Here is a 20,664-nt window from a genome sequence, read left to right on the forward strand (position 1 = left end):
GAGGTGATGGGGTGATGGGGTGATGGGGGGGATGAGGGAGATGAGGGAGATGAGGGAGAAAATAACTCAACCCATGCCCAATTCCCAATTCCCAATTCCCAATTCCCAACTATTGACTAATTACTCAATAACTAATGACCAATGACTCCGCTTGAAGGGTACAATAAATGCCGATTGTCTTCCAAAATTTGCAAGTTTCATGATCTCTAGTAACGACTTTCGACCCGGTGTCTCAATTGTCCTAGATGGGTCTGTATGGCGAGTGGTAGAGTTTCTCCACGTTAAGCCAGGTAAGGGTTCCGCCTTTGTGCGTACAAAGCTGAAAAACGTCCAGAATGGCAACGTTGTGGAAAGAACCTTCCGAGCTGGGGAAACAGTACCCCAAGCGACTCTGGAAAAAAGCACGATGCAGCATACCTATAAAGAAGGCGACGAGTATGTCTTTATGGATATGGAAACCTACGAAGAAGGTAGGTTAAGTGCAGCCCAAATTGGCGATCGCGTAAAATACCTCAAAGAAGGTATGGAAGCTAATGTGATTCGTTGGGGTGAACAAGTATTAGAAGTGGAACTCCCCAACTCTGTGGTCTTGGAAGTAATAGAAACAGATCCAGGTGTAAAAGGTGACACTGCTACTGGTGGTACTAAACCAGCAACGGTAGAAACTGGTGCAACTGTAATGGTTCCCTTGTTTATCTCAAAAGGTGAGCGCATTAAAATTGATACCCGTGACGATAAATATTTAGGCAGGGAATAGGTTTGATCTCATTCTTGAGTAAATTCCGATTTCAATCCCTTTATAGGGATTAAATCCCTGCCACAATTAAACTTCTTAATTTACGGACAGGTCGAGGTAATAAAAACTGTGCCATTGGACTTTAATGAAATCCGCCAACTGCTAACCACTATTGCACAAACTGATATTGCAGAAGTAACGCTCAAAAGCGAGGACTTTGAACTAACGGTACGTAAAGGCGCTAGCACTCAGATTGTGTCGGTTGGTGAAGCAGCATTAAGTAGTGTGGTTGGTTCGGGATTGACATCGGTTCCACCAATTGCCAGTCAGACAGCACCACCTCTGGTATCGGAGGTGGGGACAAGTCGTGTTACAGAAAGTGCTGTGGCAATTTCTGGTGTACAATTACCAGGAAGTTCTCCGTCAAAAAATGATAAAAAATGGGTAGAAGTGCCTTCTCCAATGGTAGGAACGTTTTATCGCGCTCCTGCACCAGGTGAAGCAGCATTTGTGGAACTGGGCGATCGCGTCCGTAATGGTCAAACAGTTTGTATCATCGAAGCTATGAAGCTGATGAATGAAATCGAGACTGAGGTATCTGGACAAGTGATGGAAATTCTCGTAGAAAATGGCGAACCTGTTGAATATGGTCAACCTTTAATGAGAATTAACCCTGATTAAGTATTAATCTATATATCAAATGAATCATTCCTAATAAATGAGTCATTGATAAAATTGTGTGTTCTTAGGGGTTAATCCTGATGAAACAAGCGTTGCCTGTACCACAAGAAGTTGTGCAACAAATAGCCGAATACTTCAGCCTGTTAAGTGAGCCGATGCGCCTGAGGCTGTTGCACTTATTACGGGATGAAGAAAAGTGTGTGCAAGAATTGGTAGAGGCAACACAAACTTCACAGGCAAATGTGTCTAAACACCTGAAGGTAATGTGGCAAGCAGGAATCCTTAGCCGCCGCAGTGAAGGAACTAGCGCTTACTACCGGGTGGAAGATGAAATGATTTTTGAATTATGCAGTCGGGTTTGCGATCGCCTCGCCACAAGGCTAGAACAGCAAGCCCACAGCTTTCGGGTGCTGAATACTAAATCTTAAGTTAGGTGTCATTTGTTAGTTGTCAGTTGTTAGTTGTCATTTATCATTTGTCATTTGTTAGTTTTTCTTCGTCGCCACTGACCACTGACCACTGACTACTGACTACTGACCACTGACCACTGACCACTGACTAAAGTTGATAATTTTCCTTAAAGCTTTCACGAGTCAATGGTTGTTCTAATTCCACACCTTCACCACCTAAAACATCTAGCGGTTTGCCGTTGACATCAATGTAGACTTTGGCGTTGGGGTCTAAAGTTGTAGCAGTGTAAACAACTTGCCCCACACGAGCAATCATTGAGGTACTACCACCACCTTTGGTAAAATCATCAGATAAATTAACATGAACTTCTTTATTTTCTACCTTTAGCCCCAATAATTTAGTTCCTTTAGGGATGGTAGTAGAATCTGTTCCTTCTGATGGCCCTTCTAGCAAGCTTTGGAAGGCTTTTTCTAAAACTTGGTTGGGCTGTGTGGCGGCGATTTGAACTGGGTGAGGAACCAAATCAACACTTTTTTCTGTTGGTTTGAGCCAATAAATATTAGCAGTTTGCTCTTTACCAGGCTGCGTGGTCGATGGTTGCGCCTGTTTTGGATTAGTTTGTGGATTGGTTAGTTTTTCAGAGGGGTTTGACGTTGCAGGGGTATTGCTGTTATTCCAGGTCATCCAAGCTACGCCGCCACTGACCGCTACAACCGCTGCTGAGACAGCTGCAATCACACCTGAAGAAATACGTTTAGATCCTTGTTGGTCTGTCATGTTTAAAACCTTCCTGACTGAGGGCTGAGATAATATTTGTGGCAGAGCAGCCTGGTTAAGGACGATAGTTATAAGTTGAGAGTTTCCAAAAATTTAAAGGCTCTGTTTTAAGAATAGGGAGTAAGGAGTAGAGAGTATGGAGTAGGGACGAAGAGTTTTTGTCCTTTTTTGTAGGTTATTACCCCTGGAGTTTAATCTAGTAAAATGCTGCGGTTTTTTTTATTTTAGATACTCTATCTCCAATTTTAGAATTTGCAGTTGAATCCGTCACCTGCCAAGCCAAATTATGTAAATCTATTTTAAGTGCTGGAGTTTAGACTTACCTATGACAAAATGACTCAGCAGCACTGATTTAAGACTAGCTCTTTTAAGCCATTACACAACACCTTCAAAAAGCTAGTCATAGACTTTTAACTAAAGATACTAGGTATTAATCGTTACTCAAATAAATGCAAAAATACCCTATTTTTTTAGTTCCATCGAGTTCAAGTTAAACATACATTTTCTTGAAAAACTCCTTTAGTAAAATTTTGTCATTACAGTTCAGGATAATAATTTACTTGTATAAAATATATATATTAAATAGTTGTTACATTAATTACATTATTATTGTGCCAGGATATGCTCAAGAAATCGATTATTGCTTATATAGCAGCTTTAAGAGCGCTGCTACCATGTCATACGAATGCTACAGAAATTTATCCACATGCGTATGCTATTCAGCTACCTACTCAATACAATGATAACTCAAACAAACCCGATCGCGAACTGAAGCTGAAAACTCAAGATGACGTGACCAAAGTTTTAGGCAACCGGAAAATTAAAGAAATTAAATTCCTCAAGTGGAAAGATGCTAAACCCCCAAAAGAAGATAATCCCAATATCGACGGCAACCGTAAGGTGTGGAAAGTTACAGCTGATTATGTAGGTGGCATCGACTTTGACAGTGGACGTTGTAAATCAAATGCCAAGCTGACTCAAGTGCTGGATGCTGAAACTGGTGATAATCTAATGCTTGAAGTACGTTGCCTTCAAGGTAGCTTTGAGTCTAGTCGTCCTAAGCCTAGCGCTGAAGAGTTAAAAATATTGGAAAACTCAAGGTAACTATCTACGAACAGTCAATCTTTTCTTCTTGAGATTGTTGATAATTACAAAACAAATGTAGTTGACCGATAACTATTATCAGTCATCAGTTATCAGTCAACATAATTAGATCTGCGACTTAAATTTGAAACAGTTTAACTGGTTTATAGATGGAGATTAGCACCTTGGCATTTATTTTTTAACTTCTATTGCCGCCGTAATCCAGTTTTTGAGTGTAGTTATCACTTCATCAATGGGGATTTCTTGAGATTTCCGCGTTGCTCTTTCCACAACTTCGACTTTACCATTAGCGATCGCTCGTCCTGTGACGATTCTATAAGGTATGCCAATTAAATCAGCATCTTTGAATTTTACTCCGGCTCTTTCATCGCGGTCATCGAGTAAAGTTTCAATTCCTGCTTGATTGAGTTGAGTGTAAAGTTTTTCAGCAATTTCCACTTGTTGAGCATCATTAATGTTGGGAATTGTCACAATTGCGTGATAAGGTGCGATCGCTACTGGCCAAATAATGCCATCTTTATCGTAAGATTGCTCAACCGCTGATTGTGCCAATCTTGACACACCCACACCATAGCAACCCATGAATAAAGGCTTTTCTTCACCTTGTTCATTGGTGTAAGTTGCTCCCATTGCTTGGGAATATTTAGTACCTAATTGGAAGATGTGACCAACTTCAATACCACGAGCGCTTTGTAAAGTTTGTTCAGGGTTATGAACGGCGCGATCGCCTGGTCTTGCTTTGCGGACATCAACTACAATTTCTGATAGTGGAAATTGCTCACCCCAATTAGCACCAACTACGTGATAGCCAGTTTCATTAGAACCTGTGACAAAGTTTTTTAAATCAACTGTTGTTTTATCCACTAACCGTACAAACTTGGGATGAATCTGTTTATTAGCAGCAATATACTCATTACCAATATCAGGAGCAATATAGCCTAAAGGCAGAGATTTCGCTGTCCATGTTTGCTGCGCTTCTGGATTTGGCACATCCAAAGCAATAATAGTTTTAGCACCGTAATTAGCAGCTAATTTAGTCAATTCATTTTGTAACTTGACTTCATTCACTTCTTGATCACCGCGAATACTTACCAAAACCAAAACCGTTATTCCATTGTCATAAACTGTTTGGTAAAGGACGTTTTTGACAACTTGGGTAGGAGAACATTTGAGAAATTGGCAAAGCTTTTCTATGGTTTCCGTTCCAGGTGTCTCGCGTTTTTCATAAGTTGTAAACGGTGAAGATTCTGCATCAGCGCTTAAAGAAACTGCTTTTTCCACGTTAGCGGCGTATTTCCCATCTTCAGTGTAGAGAACTTCATCTTCACCAGCTTCCGCCAACACCATAAATTCTGTAGAACCAGAACCACCAATGGCACCAGAATCAGCTTCTACAGGCCGGAAAGCCAAACCAGAACGCCGCAGCATATTGCTGTAAGCTTTGTACATATCATCGTAAGTTGCTTTGAGGCTAACTTCATCCACATGGAAAGAATAGCCGTCCTTCATGATAAATTCTCGTCCACGCATTAAACCAAAGCGCGGGCGAATTTCATCACGGAATTTGGTTTGTAGTTGGTAGAGATGTAGCGGTAACTGACGGTAAGAGCGAATCATATCACGAGCGATCGCTGTAATTACTTCCTCATGAGTTGGCCCTAGCCCTAATTGTTGTTCTCGACGGTCAATGAGGGAAAACATGATACCTTCAGCTTTGGTGTAGGTGTCCCAGCGTCCCGACTCCTTCCACAAATCAGCTGGTTGTAATTGGGGAAGCAGACATTCTTGTGCGCCTGTAGCATTCATTTCTTCCCTAACTATTTGGGAAACTTTTTGTAGTACCCGCCACATCAGCGGGAGATATGCATAAATACCGCTACCGATGCGACGAATGTAACCTGCACGGAGTAACAATTTATGGCTAGGGATCTCAGCATCAGCTGGATCATCCCGCAGTGTAACGAATAACATTTGTGACAGTCGCATCGTTTATTCCCTTTCCAGAATCATTAATAAAGTAAAGATCAAGTGTAAAGTAAGCTATTCCACATCAAAGTTGCAAATTTAATTGTGATTACTGATGACTGTCAGTGTCCAACAGTCAACAACTGTCATAAGTAATTGTGCAATTTAGATGTGTTTTAGCTTATCAATGATGAAGTATAAAGTATTATTCCTTTTCCATTTGTATTTATAGGTTTTTGCCCCTCTGCTCCCCCGCACCCCCGCACCCCTGCACCATCTAAGGAGATAACTACCTTGTCAAATGTAATTTATCAAGCGCAGCCGCCCTTGGAATTTATACCCCCAGCGCTCAACCCCTTATTTCTACGAGTCTTTGATTTGGTGCTACCAAATTGGATTAACTGGCAAACAGCTATTACCCAAATTGAAGCAGACAATGTAGAGGTTTTGGTGGATTTGTATCGCCAATTTCAAGAGGGTAAAATCCGCTTCATGCTGGCTTTTCGCCATCCCAAGACCGACGATCCGTTATGCTTAGGCTACTTGTTGTCTCAACTAGTGCCAAGGGTAGCACGAGAGCAGGGCACAGTACTCAAATCTCCGATTCATGCTCATTTTATCTACGATCGCGGTATTCCTCTATGGGCAGGTTCCTATGTTGGTTGGGTTGCTTCTCGTTTGGGTGGGACTCCTATCCAGCGGGGTAAAGCTGACTGGACAGGGTTACGTTCGGCGCGTGATTTGTTTGCCAATGGTAAGTTCCCGATGGCGGCGGCACCAGAAGGTGCTACTAATGGTCTATCGGAGATTATCAGCCCACTGGAACCGGGTATTGCCCAATTGGGCTTTTGGTGTGCTGAAGATTTGCACAAGGCAGAACGCTCCGAGCAAGTTTTAATTGTACCAGTTGGGATTAAATATAGTTATGTTGCGGCTCCTTGGGATGCGATCGCTGAACTTTTAAGTGAATTGGAAGCGGCTAGTGGTTTAACTGTGAATCCAGGTGGACAAGCTAATGCTGCTTCGATGGAGTTACTTTATCCCAGATTGTTGACTTTGGCAGAACATTTACTGTCTTTGATGGAAAAATTTTACACAAAGTTTTATCATCAAAAGTTGCCAGATTCCCAAGATATATCTAAGGGAATCAATGATAGAAATGAAGCGCTGGCTGTGCGTTTGCAAGCTTTATTGAATGTGGCGCTACAAATCTCAGAGCAGTATTTTGATTTACAGCCCAAGGGAAATTTGAGTGACCGCTGTCGCCGCGTAGAACAGGCTGGTTGGAATTATATTTTTAGAGAAGATTTTAAGGATGTCAAAGGATTATCTGCTGTAGAGAAAGCGTTAGGCGATCGCGTTGCGGAAGAGGCAAATGCCCGCATGTGGCACATGCGGTTAGTAGAAAGTTTCGTGGCAGTTTCTGGTAATTATATCCGTGAGAAACCAACAGTAGAAAGGTTTGCTGAAACGACTCTCATTTTATGGCAAATGATTGCTAAAATCAGGAGCAGTAAAGCTTTCCGGCGTCCACAATTAGGTAAGCAACGGGTAAAAATTACCATTGGTGAGCCAATTTCTATTTCTGAACGTTACCCAGTTTATAAAGAAAGTCGCTTGGGTGCAAGGCAAGCTGTTGCTGATTTAACAAATGATTTGCAACAGGCAATGGAAGGTTTAATTTTTCGTAATTTGTAATTGTAGAGACGATTCACCGAATCGTCTCTACTGGGTTTTGGCGTTTGAATGTGTCGCCAGATTATAAAGAAAGAATGCCACAGCAAAAAGCCCTTTGTCTAGTTCAGAGGGCAAAAGCTCTTATGCTTATAAAAAAATAAATTTCTATTTTATTGAACTTACATAATTAATTCCATTAAATCTTACAGTCTTAAAAGCTCACGACTTTCAAAGACAAAATTGCTGGAATTATGTTTGAAATATTGAATGGGAAAAAAATCCGTAAATGCACGCATGTTATAAGCAAACCAGAAATTTTCATCAGCGACCGTAAATGAAGACACTATCTCGTTTACTACTGGACATAATCCAAAAGATATATTGAGAAATCAGGTAGTTACTAGGGTAAATTTCTGTATAGCCTTCAAATACTGGGCTTTGCGTGTTTAGTCTCAGACTTTTAGTTAAAAGATAATTATGTCTGACGGAATATTTCTTTATTGATATTCTTAACTTGAGATTTATGCTAGCTTGTTTTGTTATTAAAACCAACTATAAAGTTGAAAATATAATATTTATGTCTACTAAAAATTCATAAAAGACATAATTAAAGTTATTAAGTCTTTTTGGACAATACTAACTAGTTGATTCTCAAAAATATTTAGAGCAGAATAGCATCAAGTAGTTAAGTTAAAGAGCTTAACTGCTTCCGAAAAAACTTGCATTTCATCAATGAATCTAGGAGAAAATTATGTCAACTATCGCTGTTTCTGAACTAAACAATAGTGGCTTTCAATTGTTTGATGATTCTGAAAGCTTTTTAAATGAATTAAGTGATATGGATTCCACCTCTATAAATGGTGGTACCGGTGCTGCTGGTGGTGGCGGTGGCGGTGGTGGTTTTGGTGGTGGTGATGTTAGCAATCCCACCGCATTGACCAAGCTAGCTGAAGCATTTGTAATGGTATATGGCGTTGGTCATATTGCTACTATCGCTAAATCATTCAGTGGTGGCGGCGGCTATCAACAACAACAATAGTTAACTACTAATCTTTGTGACGCTTATTAAAGGCAAGGGAAAAATAATCTCTGCTCAGCTAATGGGCGTCCAAGTAGCATAATCACTCGTCAAATGGTGATTATTTATTAGTCCTTTGTCATTTGTATTGACAAAAGACTAATAAAAATCACTACGAGTGATATGAAGTTCGATTATTTCTTGTGAAAGATTTGCCATATCTCCTTACAACTAACAACCTAGTTGATTAAAATCGGCTAGGTTTTTTCTTTTTAAATAGCAGGTATGAGGTGATATCAAATCCGATAGCATCTCAAGGATTAAAAAAAATAATTCAACTATCATTAGTGACTCGTCCAGCTAATTTGGCAACTACAAATAATAGTTGTTTTGCCTCCACTGGTTTAGCCAAATGCATTTGGAAACCTGCTGCCAGTGCTTCTTTATATTCCTCTTCTCTGGCATATGCTGTGAGTGCTGCGGCTGGAATTTCTCCTCCTGCTTCGGGACTCAACGCCCTAACTTGACGAATCAGCGTATAACCGTTCTCTTCTGGCATACCGATGTCGGACAAAAGTATGTCATACCCGCTAGAGTTTGCCATCAATGCTGATAAAGCTTCCTTTGCTGATGTCACAGTTGTAACTTCAACTCCGTATACCTCCAGGACTGTTGTGAATAACTCGCGTATCTCTGGTTCATCATCAACAATTAGCACTCTGACACCATTCAGCGCGGGAATGTCATTAACTGGGGTATCCGGTGTGTCTGTGGAGACTGTTGACTCGATAACACTCGGCACAGGACTCTGTTCTAAGTTAGTTTGCAGCGGTAGCCTGACAATAAATGTTGCTCCTTGTCCTTCTCCTTCGCTTTGGGCTTGGACTGTGCCACCGTGGAGTTCTACCAAATGTCGCACGATCGCTAATCCTAACCCCAGACCAGTATTTGCGCGCGTTGTGCTAGCATCGGCTTGGCGGAAGCGGTCAAATACATAGGGCAGAAAGTCACTGCTGATACCCTGACCCGTGTCACTTACTCGAATCTCAGCTTGTTGATCAACATATTCTAGTGCGATTTCAATTCTTCCTCCTCTAGGAGTAAATTTAATGGCGTTGGAAAGTAAATTCCAAACCACCTGCTGTAAACGGATGGGATCGGCTGATATTGTTATGGTGGAAGGTTCCAACTGGGATGTGATTTGAATATTTTTGGCTTCTGCCGATATACGAACGACTTCCATCGCAGCTTCAATTACAGGAATCAGTTCGATTTGTTCAACATCCAAACGCATCCTACCAGAGGTAATGCGGGAGATGTCTAGGAGATCCGCAATCAGTTGGGCTTGCGTCCTGGCGCTGTTTTCGATGGATTGCAGCCCTTGATTAGTTGTAGCTTCATCAAGCTCCCGTGTCCGTAGAAATTGTGCCCACCCCAAGAGGGCATTGAGGGGGTTTCGCAGTTCGTGGGAGAGAACAGATAAGAACTCATCTTTGGCACGGTTGGCTGTCTCAGCTGCATTGCGGGCTGATTGTTCTTGCTGCAAAAGTTCAATGCGTTCTACTTCTAACTGCTTGTGCTGGGTAATGTCCTCAATGACTAAAAGAATCGTCGGTGTCTCAGTATCATCTATTTGAGCCATTTTTCGGGCACTCAGGCGCATCGTTTTATGTCCGATTTGCTCAAAGTTATGCTCAACCTCAACATCTTGAAACTGGGCGTTATTCAAGAGAATTTCTTCTAAAAGCGATCGCAAGTAGGGTATATCCCACTGTCCATTGCCAATCTCAAAAATCAAGCGCTGTTCTGTGTCTTGTGGCACAACTTGGAAGGTTTCGTAGAAAGACTGATTCGCGCTCAGCACCCGTAAGTTTTCATTCAGCACCACTAAAGATTCCCGCACGGTGCTGACAATTGCTTCAGCGTAATCTCGTGATGCTCTGAGTTGTTCTACACCACGTTTGATGGCATCAATATCAACCAACACCACCACAGCACCATCTATTTTGTTGTCTATTGTCCGATAAGGTCGGATTCGCAGGTCATACCAATGATTTTCATTGTCTTGCACCTCCTGAGCTTTAAAGTGGAGCGTATTAATTACTTCTATAATTTGTTGCTCTAAATCTGGGACATGCAAATTGTGGTTGATATCACTCAGTGGTCGCCCGACATCTGTGGGAATCAAGTTGAAAATTATCCCTGCTGCTGGGGTAAAGCGCCTAATTCGCAAATCGCCTCCCAACATCAAAATTGGGATATTAATACTACTCAGTAAATTTTGTAAATCGTTACTAACCTGAGTCGATTCGATATTGCGGCGTTGTAGTTCGTCATTAATTGTGTTCAGTTCTTCGTTGGTTGCCTGAATTTCTTCTTTGGCGGTTTCTAATTCTTCATTCGTACTTTGCAACTCTTCGTTGCTAGAGAGAATTTCTTCATTGGCAGCTCTCAAGTCTTGATTGGTGGCTTGTTGTTCCTCAATAATAGATTGGAGATATTCTTTAGTAGTTCCGAGTTCTTGCTTGAGTTGGGTAATCTCTTGCTGTTGATTTCTTCGTTGCTGTGAAATACCTGTGAGGTTGCGATCGCTTGCTGCTTCCAAGGCAGGAATTTCTAAAGGGGATATGTCCTCAAACAAAACCAAAAAGTAGCTTTCTGCTGTTGGGGTAAGTTTGAACGGCACAACATCAAGTCTAATGTGCCTGACTCGCTCATCTTCTTTAATCTGTAAGCCTTCTTTTCTCACCGCTACCTGTCGCTTTTTTGCCTGGTGAATGGCAGTGCGTAACTCTAGCCGCAAATCTTGTTTGGCCATCTTTAATAAATTAAAACTTGGCCTGCCCAGTGGTGGTTGCAAATAGGCACTAGTTTGACCCCTAAATTGCACAATTTCCAAGTCGTTATTAATAATCACACCAACAGGGGCATATTGATTCAAAACAATGCGGTCGGCTTGTTTCTCTATTTCCCAGTCATTCTCACCATTTTCGCTTGCTATTGGCTGGAGGTTAACCGTTTCTGTAGGATAATGGTTAGCTAACAAATCGATGTTCAGCCGAGCAGGTGCTGTTCTTCTAGCATAAATCTTGCATTTTCTGTCCACCAAAGAAAACAATTCGGTAAACTCGCCCACTGTTTCTGATGTGCCTAACATGAGAAAACCTGTTGGCTTCAAACCGTAGTGAAAGATTGGCAGGAGCTTTTTCTGTACAGCAGATCCTAAGTAAATAAGTACATTTCGACAAGTAATCAGATCTAAGCGGGAAAATGGTGGGTCGCCGAGCAAGTTTTGCCGAGCAAAGACACACAACTCGCGCACCTGCTTGCTGATTTGGTAACCGTCTTCTACCTGCACAAAGAAGCGCTGTAGCCGTTCTGGAGAGACATCTAATATCTGGTTTTGCTTGTATATACCGTTACGAGCCTTTTCAATGGCTGCTTCATTGATATCGGTAGCAAAAATCTGGATGGGCTGACTAATTCCCTGATTTGCTAAATACTCCAGCAAGCAAATGGCAATGGAATAAGCTTCTTCACCCGTTGAACATCCTGCTACCCAAATCCGGATGTGTGACTCTGCTGTGCGATCCTTAGCTACAATGGGAAATACTTTAGTCTTTAATGCTTCAAAGACTTCGGGATCTCGAAAAAAACTGGTGACACTAATTAACACATCCTGATACAAGGCACTGACTTCTGCGGGGTTGTCCTCAAGATACCGCAGGTAATCTTCTAGCCTTTCAAACTTGTACAAAATCATCCGGCGCAATATCCGCCGCTTTAAAGTAGTCTGCTTGTATTGGCTAAAGTCAACGCCCTTAGCAGATCGCAGCAGACTAAAGATTGTGCCCAGAGCATCCTCGGCTTGGGGCAGTACTTCCACTGATTTTACCTGAGTGGTGTTTTTGATATAGGGATGACGGCTGATTTTTGTTAGTTCCTCGGCGATTTCTTTCGGGGTCAAAATGAAGTCTACATGACCAGAGGCAATGGCAGTGTTCGGCATACTACTGACTGTTGCCGTTTCGCTAGTCTGGGCAAAGGTGATACCACCTTCCCCTTTGATTGCTTCCAGTCCTCGTGAACCATCAGCATCGCCTCCTGATAGTACTACAGCGATCGCTTTACTACCTCGTTCTTCTGCTAAGGAAATAAAAAAAGCATCCACTGTCATGTTATAACCACGGGTTTTCTCACGCGGACTCAGTTTCAGCACTCCTTGAGAAATGGTCATTTTGGCATTGGGTGGAATCACGTAGACATGATTCGGTTCGACGCTCATGCCATTCTGCACTTCTGTTACAGGCATTTGAGTTGTCCGGGAAAGAATATCACTCAACAAGCTTTTGTGACTAGGGCTTAAGTGCTGAACCAAGACAAACGCCATACCAGTATCAACTGGCAAATGCGAGAGCAATTGTGTGAATGCTTCTAATCCACCCGCAGAAGCTCCCATTCCCACAATGGGAAATAATTCGTCCTGATTTTTCTGTTGCTGCTCTTGATTGGATGTTGAAGATGCAGGAGAATTTGATTGAGATTTCTTAGACGGTCGCTTAGATGTCATGATGTACAGCAGATAGCACTTGATAATGTTATGTTTTGCTCAATCGAAATTAAATTTTTCAATTTTGCTTTCCCAGCAAATAAGTTAAAATATGGAAACTTGATATTCAATTTATTAGATAATAGTAAAATTAAGCACTTTTTATTTATACATAATTAATATTAAAAAATTGTAATTTTTCTTAAATCTTCGTTAAAATCTTATCATTCTTAAAAATACTTAGCCTCTATCTTATTAAAGAGTTACTTAATAAATTTTGCAAAAGAAAAATATTCCCAAATTCAAACTTAAGTCAAACTTATCACTTGCTGATTATTTCTAAAGTTAGAATAATTAAAGTTGGTTCTGCTCCAAAAGCATTTCTCTACGCATCAAAATCAATGTGTGTTGTAGAGCGCTTTAACGAACTTTATTAGGGTGGCAAGGCTAAATTGGTACATAAGAATTTTTTTATGGGATGGGCCTTTCGCCCGTCCATAGTGGGCAAAATACCCACACCAGAAGAGGTAGATTTCATGCACTATTATTTTAGCTATATCACACCACTACAAAGTAAAGATTTGTTGAATAAATGTTTTTTAAGCGTTATTTTATGTATTTTACCTACTAAACTTTAGTAGGTAATTTGCTCAACATTTATGTTGAAATATGAAAAGTAGGACAAGCAAGAACTTGTCCTACAATTGCGGAACGCAACTTTGTTTGATAGAAGGCTATAGGGTTTTAGCCAAGACCTAAATTATTTAAATGAGTTTCTAATAGCGATGCGATCGCTTCGGGATGAGCCTTTTTGTATTTCTTTTTACCAAGCTGTAAAACACAGTTGGGTGCGCTACTACAACGTTTTTGGCAGCCAGTATGCTCAATTGTAACTTTGTCTAATAAGCCGCGATCGCACAAAGTCTTTTCTAATTCTGATAATAATCCTTTACCGCCTCGCTTCAGGCAACCAGACTTTTGACACACCATAATCCTCGCTTGAGATTGAGGTGGTATATTGTGGTTTGGGCAAACATCTATTGGTGACACCTGATAGGCTTTTAGTTTAATCTTGCCTGTGTGTTTGTCTAACTTACTAAATCCATAAACACGAATTTGTTCACCAGGCTGTAAAGATAAACTCAGAGGATTACGTAACTCTTTAGGAATTTTAATTAGCAGATCACCAGAAGTGATCGCTAATCGCAAATATTTAGATTTACGTGGTATATCACCAACAAAACCTAGGAACTGTCCCTCCAGGTTTACTTCTGATAACGTCAAAAATTTGTCACCCATGATTGGTTAAAAGTTAGGAGTTAGGAGTTGGGAGTTAGGAGTTGGGAGTTAGGAGTTGGGAGTTAGGAGTTGGGATTTAGGAGTTAGGGGTTGGGAGTTAGGAGTTAGGAGTTAGGAGTTGGGAGTAAAAAATTACAACAATCTTAAATTTTTTGTGACTTATTGCATTTATCTTTTCTGTGTGTACCTTGTTCACTTAATAGCAAACTCTAGTACTACATGAAAAAGTTTAAAATTCACAACTTAAATAAGATAATTGTAAAGTTAAAAATTAAAATTTATATCTCTTAAATTCTAACTTTTATCTTTTAACTCCTAACTCCTAACTCCTAACTCCTAACTCTTAACTCAGCACTTTTCTTACGCCAGTCGTTTAGCTTCTACAGTTTGAGGTAAATTTTCTGGGCCTGGTAAATCACGAAATTCTAATTCCCAGCCATTTGCTAAGGTGAGAATCTTGCCCTCATTTCCATCTGTTTGTTTAACTACTATTTCTTCTAAGTCTTTTTTGGCAACATAGACAACCAAATCGCCGGCATCATTCATCCGTAGCATTACTTTCATTAGTTTCCTCAACAGATTCTAGTTCTTTTTTCTTACAACCAACGACGAACCCTGTATCCATAAAATGCACGGCATATATATAGGAACTCTGTAAAAAAGTACCTATACTTGCTACATAGCCAATATCTCCTTTTTTTGCTAAAACTGCCCCAATTTCTTGACCGGGAAAAGTACCATCATTTTTAATCAGTTTGCGAATTCTGACTTTTTGACCGATTTCAAAAGCGGGTGGTAAGTCCAGTTCTAATTCATCGCGTTGCATGAGAATACCTCTGTTCTCTGACCAAATTCAACAGTTCTTCGGTGGTGAGGCTGCGTTTTTTCTGTACCGACTGCTGACGCACTGCATCTAAAACAGACTGAGTTTCTTCTGGGTTGAGAAAAATACCGTGCTGTTCTAGTAAGTTTGCAACTAAATGTCTACCAGAATGCTTACCCACGACTAAACGTCTTTCCCAACCTACCTCTTCAGGTGCAAATGGTTCGTAGGTGATGGGGTTTTGCAGCACACCATGAGCGTGAATTCCAGACTCGTGAGCAAAGGTATTTTCACCAACAATTGCTTTCCAAGGTGGAACATGAGAATTTGAGGCTGAAGCGACAAGTTGGGAAAGTTCTAGCAAACGAGGTGTGTCAATACCCAAATCAATACCATAGATGCGTTTGATTGACATGACAACTTCTTCTAAAGCTGCATTTCCGGCTCTTTCACCTAAACCGTTGACTGTGGTATTTACTGATGTTGCTCCAGCTTTGATACCAGCAAGAGCATTGGCAGTTGCTAAACCAAAATCATTGTGGGTGTGAATTTCCACCGGAATTGATAAAGCTGAAACCAGCCGCTTGACTTTAGCGTAGGTGCTAAAGGGATCAAGAACGCCTACGGTGTCGCAGAAACGAAAACGTGATGCACCCCATTCTTGAGCAGAAAGTGCTACATCTAAAAGAAAGTTATCATCTGCTCTAGAAGAATCTTCGCCGCCGACAGCTACCCAAAGACCGCGATCGCTTGCGAAGCTGATACAATCTTTTAATCTTTGCAAACTGACTCGCCATTGACCATGAAATTTAGCAGCTATTTGGATTCCAGAAACAGGAATGGCAATATGCACTCGCTTCATTCCTGACGCGATAGAAGCTTTAATATCTGATATAACAGCGCGGTTCCAACCGAGGAGTTTTGCTTGTAAACCCAAGTCAGAAATTATTGATATCGCGCGAATTTCATCTTCACCCATTGCCGGAATTCCTACTTCTAATTCCGGCACACCAATGGCATCGAGAAATTTAGCGATCGCTACTTTCTCCTTAACGGTAAAAGCAACTCCTGCGGCTTGTTCGCCATCACGTAATGTAGTGTCATTAATTAGAATTTCATTCATCTCAAACATCCCTCTTAGGAATTTGTCTTTGTATCCCTTCTGGATTGTGAACCTATTTTTCTGCCATTGCTGGTAGTGGTTAATACCTAATACAAATGCTGAAGGATGAATGGTAAATGCGATAAACTCTTTCAGTTAATAATTCATCTTCATGATTCTTTAATATTAACCAAACAACAATTTCACATCTGTATGGCAGAAAACCAAAAGCATGTATAATTTAGGAATTGTTTTTACTCTTGCTGTGTAAAGTTTTTTCGAGTAGTAAGTAGCTAGCATAGTTATTAGCAAGTCCTAGAGAAAGTAAAATAGCAAATCCAGCAATTAAAGTAGAAAGCATCGTGTCACCTCATACAAATAGGGAATGGGGAATGGGGAATGGGGAATGGGTACTTTTATAGCAATCTTAGATTTTTGTTTTAACAGTCATCAGTCATCAATCAACAACTTCAACCGGAAAATTTATTTATCAGAGTTCCCTTAATGTTGTTCATCAAGCCAATCTAAAATCCGCTCTAGCTGTTCTAAATTAACCAGTCCATACTGCCAGAGAAGCATTGGTAACGGCCCATTATCTAATTCACGGTGTCTTAGTGCTATAGCAATATCTGCATTTGAAAGTGCAAGCTCCTTGTGTAAAAAATTGATAAATTTTACTTCACTGTTACGGGTGGTCATTATTCGTAATTCGTAATTCGTAATTAAGACAATTTTTTATAACCTTAATATTAGGTTGTTATCTTTGTCCTTTGTCTTCTACTCAGCACTCAGCACTATAATCCCAGCAACGTTCTAGCCACTCGACTAACTCGTGGCGAGAAGCTAAAAATTGCATCACAGTACTACGGATGAGAATTGCTTCGAGGAAATTATTGACTTTTACCCGTAAAGAACCATCAGCGGGACAGGAACAGGAAATCATCAACTCCTGTAAACGATGATAGATGAGCCAGCGATCGCTCAGAGGGATGTGTAAAATTTGATCTGTGTCATTTGTCATTGGTCATTTGTCCTTTATCAGTTGTCAGTTGTCAGTTGTTAGTTGCGACTAGTTACTACTGACGATTGAGGACTGATTCCTGACTTTTGGCTGTTAATGTTTGCAGTTGTTGTTCTAGTTGTTCAATCCGTGCGACTAAAGAACGGATGACGCTGGCTTCCACATCGGGTAGTTTTCCGTGGTCTAGGGGTGAAAGGTTGGTGTTTTGTTGACGAGAAATAATTCGCCCAGGAACACCAACAACGGTACAATCAGAAGGAACATCGCGTAACACGACTGAACCTGCACCAATACGCACGCGATCGCCAATTTGTAGATTACCTAAAACCTTTGCACCTGCTCCCACCACAACGTGTTTACCCAAGGTAGGATGACGCTTACCGCTATCTTTTCCCGTTCCGCCAAGGGTGACACCTTGGTAAATCAATGTGTAGTCTCCGACAATTGCAGTTTCACCAATCACAACACCCATACCGTGGTCGATAAACACACCTTTACCAATCTCTGCACCTGGGTGAATTTCGATTCCCGTCAAAAACCGACCCCAGTGAGAAATTAGGCGGGGAATGAAACCTACTCCTCGACAATGTAACCAGTGCGCGAGACGATGCAAACAAAGCGCGTGTAATCCAGGGTAGCAAAACACCACCTCTAACCAATTACGTGCAGCTGGGTCACGTTCAAAAATAATGCGAAAATCACTCAATAATGGCTCAAAAAAAACCCCAGAGAGTAAATTTTTCAGCAGAGATGTATTTGTAGAATCCGCTGTTTTTGTAGACTTAATATTGTTGATACTGTCAAATGACTGTTGCATCGTTACTGTCTGGTTGAAAGAGCCATGTGCTATTTTTCTGCTTATATCAGGTCGCTTGCAACTGGACAGTACATTGAATGTAGATTGGATTTATTGGATTAATTAAGCTTGTACTCATACACCAAAAACCCTGATTTACTGTGAATTTAAAATTGCTATGGGTGTAAGGTGCTAGTATTTTAGGGTAGGGGTACTAGTATTTTTAAGATGGGGGGTCAAGAGTTTTTGTACTCACTATAAACGTCTTTAACTGTAAGACTTTACAGCAATTTAGTTAAGATATTTTGCAATATATTAAGCTGTACTCAATACCTTGTAAATATGCAGTAGACAGGAATACAACTTAAATTTCTGTATATGCAGTTACGATTGTTATTTTATGATTTTGGCACCGATAAAACCAAATTCTTCATTTTATTTTAGCTTTTATCGTCTGTATTCACATATACTTTTTTTGTATGGTGCGTTGTCGCCAAGTGTGGGGGCGGTTCATTAACACCGCCAGGGAATTAATCAACCGTACCCAGCAAGCAGTAAATCTGCAACTGCCACAAAAACAATTATTAGAATTGATCGAGACAATCTTGATTTATAAATTGCCTAACATCAGTCGAGAGGAGATAGAAGCAATGTTTGGATTAAGTGAATTGAAGAAAACGCGAGTTTATCAAGAAGGTAAACAAGAAGGTAAACAAGAAGGTCGTTTGGAAGCAAAATTAGAAGCTGTACCTAAGCTTTTAGCACTGGGTTTAACTCCCGAACAAATAGCGCAGGCGTTAGACTTGACTATTTCACAAGTCCAGCAAATAGCACAGCAAACACCCCCAAATGAACAGTAAGATAGACTTACTAAATTCATACCTTCACTTAGCAACACTATATTTTTAACTCAGTTCTATGATAGAAACAAGCCTATCTATGGTCTAACTTATGTCTTCCCCTGTCCTGGAAAAACCTGCGAATTCTGAGACTACCTACGTTATTCTGTACAATGTCAGTTGGGAACAGTTAGAACAGCTTAATGTTGCCCTTCTAGGGACAAGCGCACGACTAACTTATTTAGATGGTATTCTCGAAATTATGTCCCCACTTTCTGACGACCATGAGGATAATAAAAAAACTCTAGCGATGTTGCTGGAAGCCTATATGCGGGCGAAGAAGATCCGATTTTATGGGCGGGGAAGTGCAACCATAGGTCAAAAAGAAGATAAAACGCGACGGGAACCTGATGAATCTTATAATTTAGGCACAAAAAAACCTATTCCTGATTTGATTTTAGAAATAACAGTCACAAGTGGTGGAATTAATAAGCTAGAAATTTATCAGCGTTTGCGAGTGCCTGAAGTTTGGTTTTGGCAAGATGGTTTATTATCAATTTATTGTTTGCAAGGCGATAGCTATATAAAAGTTACTCAAAGTAGTTTATTGCCAGATTTGAATTTAAATTTATTAGCACAATATGCACGTATGGCTGACCAATATGATGCTGTGAACGAATATAGTCAGATCATAAGTAAAACAGAGTAAAGTAAGATTTCTGAATTTAAAGCTTCAATGGAAAATGTAGGGTGTGTTATGCCATCAGGCTAATGCACCTTAAACTGTTGATGGTGTTACTTTTAGCTAGAACTCACTAAGTAAGTCGGTGAGAATGAACAGAACTATGTTACAAAATGTAAATGTACTTGAAACCCTCACCAATGACTAAGAACAAATGAGAAATGACGACCTTTACCAGTTAGCTTTATTTGCGCTGACCTACTTACTTACAATTCATATGTGCTAAGACAGGGAGAACGTGAATCTCGAACTCTCATGAAACAGCAAAAAAATCAATTCAGCCATCTCACGGCGATTGAAAGAACTTACCTGTCATTTCCTGCACAGTTTTTATTAAATCAAAACCTGCTTCAAGGTAAAATATTAGATTTTGGTTGTGGCTTTGGTAATGATGTGAAATTATTAAGCCAAAAAGGCTTTGATATTACAGGCTATGACCCTTATTATTTTCCCCAATATCCTCAAGAGAAATTCGATACTATCATTTGCTTTTATGTTTTAAATGTTTTATTTGCTGAAGAACAAGCCAATGTGTTAATGGAAGTGTCACATTTGTTAAAACCTGGAGGTAAAGCTTATTATGCGGTGAGAAGAGATATTAAAAAAGAAGGCTTTAGAGAACATTATATCCATAAAAAGCCTACATATCAATGTATTGTCAAACTTCCCTATGCTTCAATTTACTTAGACGATCTTCGAGAATTTTATCAATATATTCATTATAACCATCAACGTAATTCATCTAATTATTGTATTTTCTGTAATCCTCCTAAAAGTTTAAAATTATTAACTGAATCAGCAACAGCTTATGCGATTTTTGATGGTTATCCTATAACTAAAGGACATGTTTTAGTTATTCCTAAACGTCATGTCAGCAATTATTTTGATTTACCATTTAAAGAACAGTCTGCTTGTTGGTTTATGGTGAACAAAGTACAAGAAATTCTAAAAACAGAATTTCAACCTGATGGTTTTAATGTAGGAATGAATGTTAATCGAGCAGCAGGTCAAAATATGATGCACGCCAGTGTTCATCTCATTCCCCGATATAAAGGTGATACTGTCTCTACAAAAAGTGGCATCAGGAATGTCATTCCTAAAACAAAATAACCTAGCTTTAACAA

The 20,664-nt window shown here is 40.2% G+C and carries 18 protein-coding genes and 1 pseudogene; 9 read left to right on the forward strand and 10 right to left on the reverse strand.

All coding sequences use genetic code 11. The features are described from left to right. The first annotated feature begins 199 nt into the window (after window positions 1–199). The 3 genes from efp to I8748_RS10735 all read left to right on the forward strand — a co-directional run bounded on the left by efp (window position 200) and on the right by I8748_RS10735 (window position 1,845). A complete protein-coding gene (gene efp, locus I8748_RS10725; RefSeq protein WP_198124570.1) occupies window positions 200–757 on the forward strand; it encodes an elongation factor P in 558 nt (185 codons plus the stop codon). Between the two features lie 108 nt (window positions 758–865). Further along, window positions 866–1,417 carry an acetyl-CoA carboxylase biotin carboxyl carrier protein gene (gene accB / locus I8748_RS10730; protein WP_198124571.1) on the forward strand — a complete coding sequence of 184 codons (552 nt, stop codon included), beginning with the start codon at window positions 866–868 and terminating at the stop codon, window positions 1,415–1,417. Between the two features lie 80 nt (window positions 1,418–1,497). Continuing rightward, on the forward strand, window positions 1,498–1,845 hold the full coding sequence (locus tag I8748_RS10735; protein WP_096557567.1) for an ArsR/SmtB family transcription factor: 348 nt from the start codon (window positions 1,498–1,500) through the stop codon (window positions 1,843–1,845). Window positions 1,846–1,975: 130 nt separating this feature from the next. Here the strand turns inward: I8748_RS10735 and I8748_RS10740 are convergent, their stop codons facing one another. Next, entirely contained in the window at window positions 1,976–2,605 is a 630-nt protein-coding gene (locus tag I8748_RS10740) for a GerMN domain-containing protein (RefSeq protein WP_198124572.1), read from the reverse strand. Window positions 2,606–3,226: 621 nt separating this feature from the next. Here I8748_RS10740 and I8748_RS10745 point away from each other — a divergent pair. Beyond that, on the forward strand, window positions 3,227–3,709 hold the full coding sequence (locus tag I8748_RS10745) for a hypothetical protein (protein WP_198124573.1): 483 nt from the start codon (window positions 3,227–3,229) through the stop codon (window positions 3,707–3,709). A 171-nt stretch (window positions 3,710–3,880) separates the two neighbouring features. Here the strand turns inward: I8748_RS10745 and I8748_RS10750 are convergent, their stop codons facing one another. Then, a complete protein-coding gene (locus tag I8748_RS10750; protein ID WP_198124574.1) occupies window positions 3,881–5,695 on the reverse strand; it encodes a proline--tRNA ligase in 1,815 nt (604 codons plus the stop codon). A 273-nt stretch (window positions 5,696–5,968) separates the two neighbouring features. Between I8748_RS10750 and I8748_RS10755 the strand changes: the two genes are divergently transcribed. Then, complete coding sequence (locus I8748_RS10755) at window positions 5,969–7,372, forward strand: lysophospholipid acyltransferase family protein (RefSeq protein ID WP_198124575.1); 1,404 nt, start codon at window positions 5,969–5,971, stop codon at window positions 7,370–7,372. Window positions 7,373–8,102: 730 nt separating this feature from the next. After that, a complete protein-coding gene (locus I8748_RS10760; protein ID WP_198124576.1) occupies window positions 8,103–8,390 on the forward strand; it encodes a hypothetical protein in 288 nt (95 codons plus the stop codon). Between the two features lie 313 nt (window positions 8,391–8,703). Here the strand turns inward: I8748_RS10760 and I8748_RS10765 are convergent, their stop codons facing one another. The 8 genes from I8748_RS10765 to cysE all read right to left on the reverse strand — a co-directional run bounded on the left by I8748_RS10765 (window position 8,704) and on the right by cysE (window position 17,980). Beyond that, the gene (locus tag I8748_RS10765) at window positions 8,704–12,939 is read right to left on the reverse strand and encodes a chemotaxis protein CheB (RefSeq protein WP_198124577.1); all 4,236 of its coding nucleotides are present in this window, start codon (window positions 12,937–12,939) and stop codon (window positions 8,704–8,706) included. A gap of 723 nt (window positions 12,940–13,662) precedes the next feature. Continuing rightward, window positions 13,663–14,217, reverse strand: coding sequence for a (2Fe-2S) ferredoxin domain-containing protein (locus I8748_RS10770; RefSeq protein WP_198124578.1), 555 nt, complete (start codon window positions 14,215–14,217; stop codon window positions 13,663–13,665). 360 nt (window positions 14,218–14,577) lie between these two features. Continuing rightward, a complete protein-coding gene (gene nifT / locus I8748_RS10775) occupies window positions 14,578–14,781 on the reverse strand; it encodes a putative nitrogen fixation protein NifT (RefSeq protein ID WP_198124579.1) in 204 nt (67 codons plus the stop codon). Beyond that, window positions 14,756–15,043, reverse strand: coding sequence for a nitrogen fixation protein NifZ (locus I8748_RS10780; protein ID WP_198124580.1), 288 nt, complete (start codon window positions 15,041–15,043; stop codon window positions 14,756–14,758). The genes nifT and I8748_RS10780 overlap by 26 nt, the downstream gene beginning before the upstream one ends. Next, a complete protein-coding gene (gene nifV, locus I8748_RS10785) occupies window positions 15,030–16,163 on the reverse strand; it encodes a homocitrate synthase (protein ID WP_198124581.1) in 1,134 nt (377 codons plus the stop codon). The genes I8748_RS10780 and nifV overlap by 14 nt, the downstream gene beginning before the upstream one ends. Before the next feature lie 480 nt (window positions 16,164–16,643). After that, entirely contained in the window at window positions 16,644–16,841 is a 198-nt protein-coding gene (locus tag I8748_RS10790; protein WP_198124582.1) for a DUF2949 domain-containing protein, read from the reverse strand. 82 nt (window positions 16,842–16,923) lie between these two features. Then, entirely contained in the window at window positions 16,924–17,163 is a 240-nt protein-coding gene (locus I8748_RS10795; protein ID WP_198124583.1) for an Asr1405/Asl0597 family protein, read from the reverse strand. A gap of 55 nt (window positions 17,164–17,218) precedes the next feature. Next, window positions 17,219–17,980, reverse strand: a complete 762-nt coding sequence (cysE, locus tag I8748_RS10800; RefSeq protein WP_198124584.1) for a serine O-acetyltransferase — start codon at window positions 17,978–17,980, stop codon at window positions 17,219–17,221. Window positions 17,981–18,471: 491 nt separating this feature from the next. Between cysE and I8748_RS10805 the strand changes: the two are divergent. The 3 genes and pseudogenes from I8748_RS10805 to I8748_RS10815 form a co-directional block, all read left to right on the forward strand. Continuing rightward, window positions 18,472–18,819: pseudogene (locus I8748_RS10805) on the forward strand (Rpn family recombination-promoting nuclease/putative transposase); the annotation flags it as partial. A 91-nt stretch (window positions 18,820–18,910) separates the two neighbouring features. Continuing rightward, window positions 18,911–19,507 carry a Uma2 family endonuclease gene (locus tag I8748_RS10810; protein ID WP_198124585.1) on the forward strand — a complete coding sequence of 199 codons (597 nt, stop codon included), beginning with the start codon at window positions 18,911–18,913 and terminating at the stop codon, window positions 19,505–19,507. Window positions 19,508–19,795: 288 nt separating this feature from the next. Then, window positions 19,796–20,650, forward strand: a complete 855-nt coding sequence (locus I8748_RS10815; RefSeq protein ID WP_198124586.1) for an HIT family protein — start codon at window positions 19,796–19,798, stop codon at window positions 20,648–20,650. The last annotated feature ends 14 nt before the right edge of the window (window positions 20,651–20,664 follow it).

Source organism: Amazonocrinis nigriterrae CENA67 (assembly GCF_016056305.1).
Lineage (GTDB): Bacteria > Cyanobacteriota > Cyanobacteriia > Cyanobacteriales > Nostocaceae > Amazonocrinis > Amazonocrinis nigriterrae.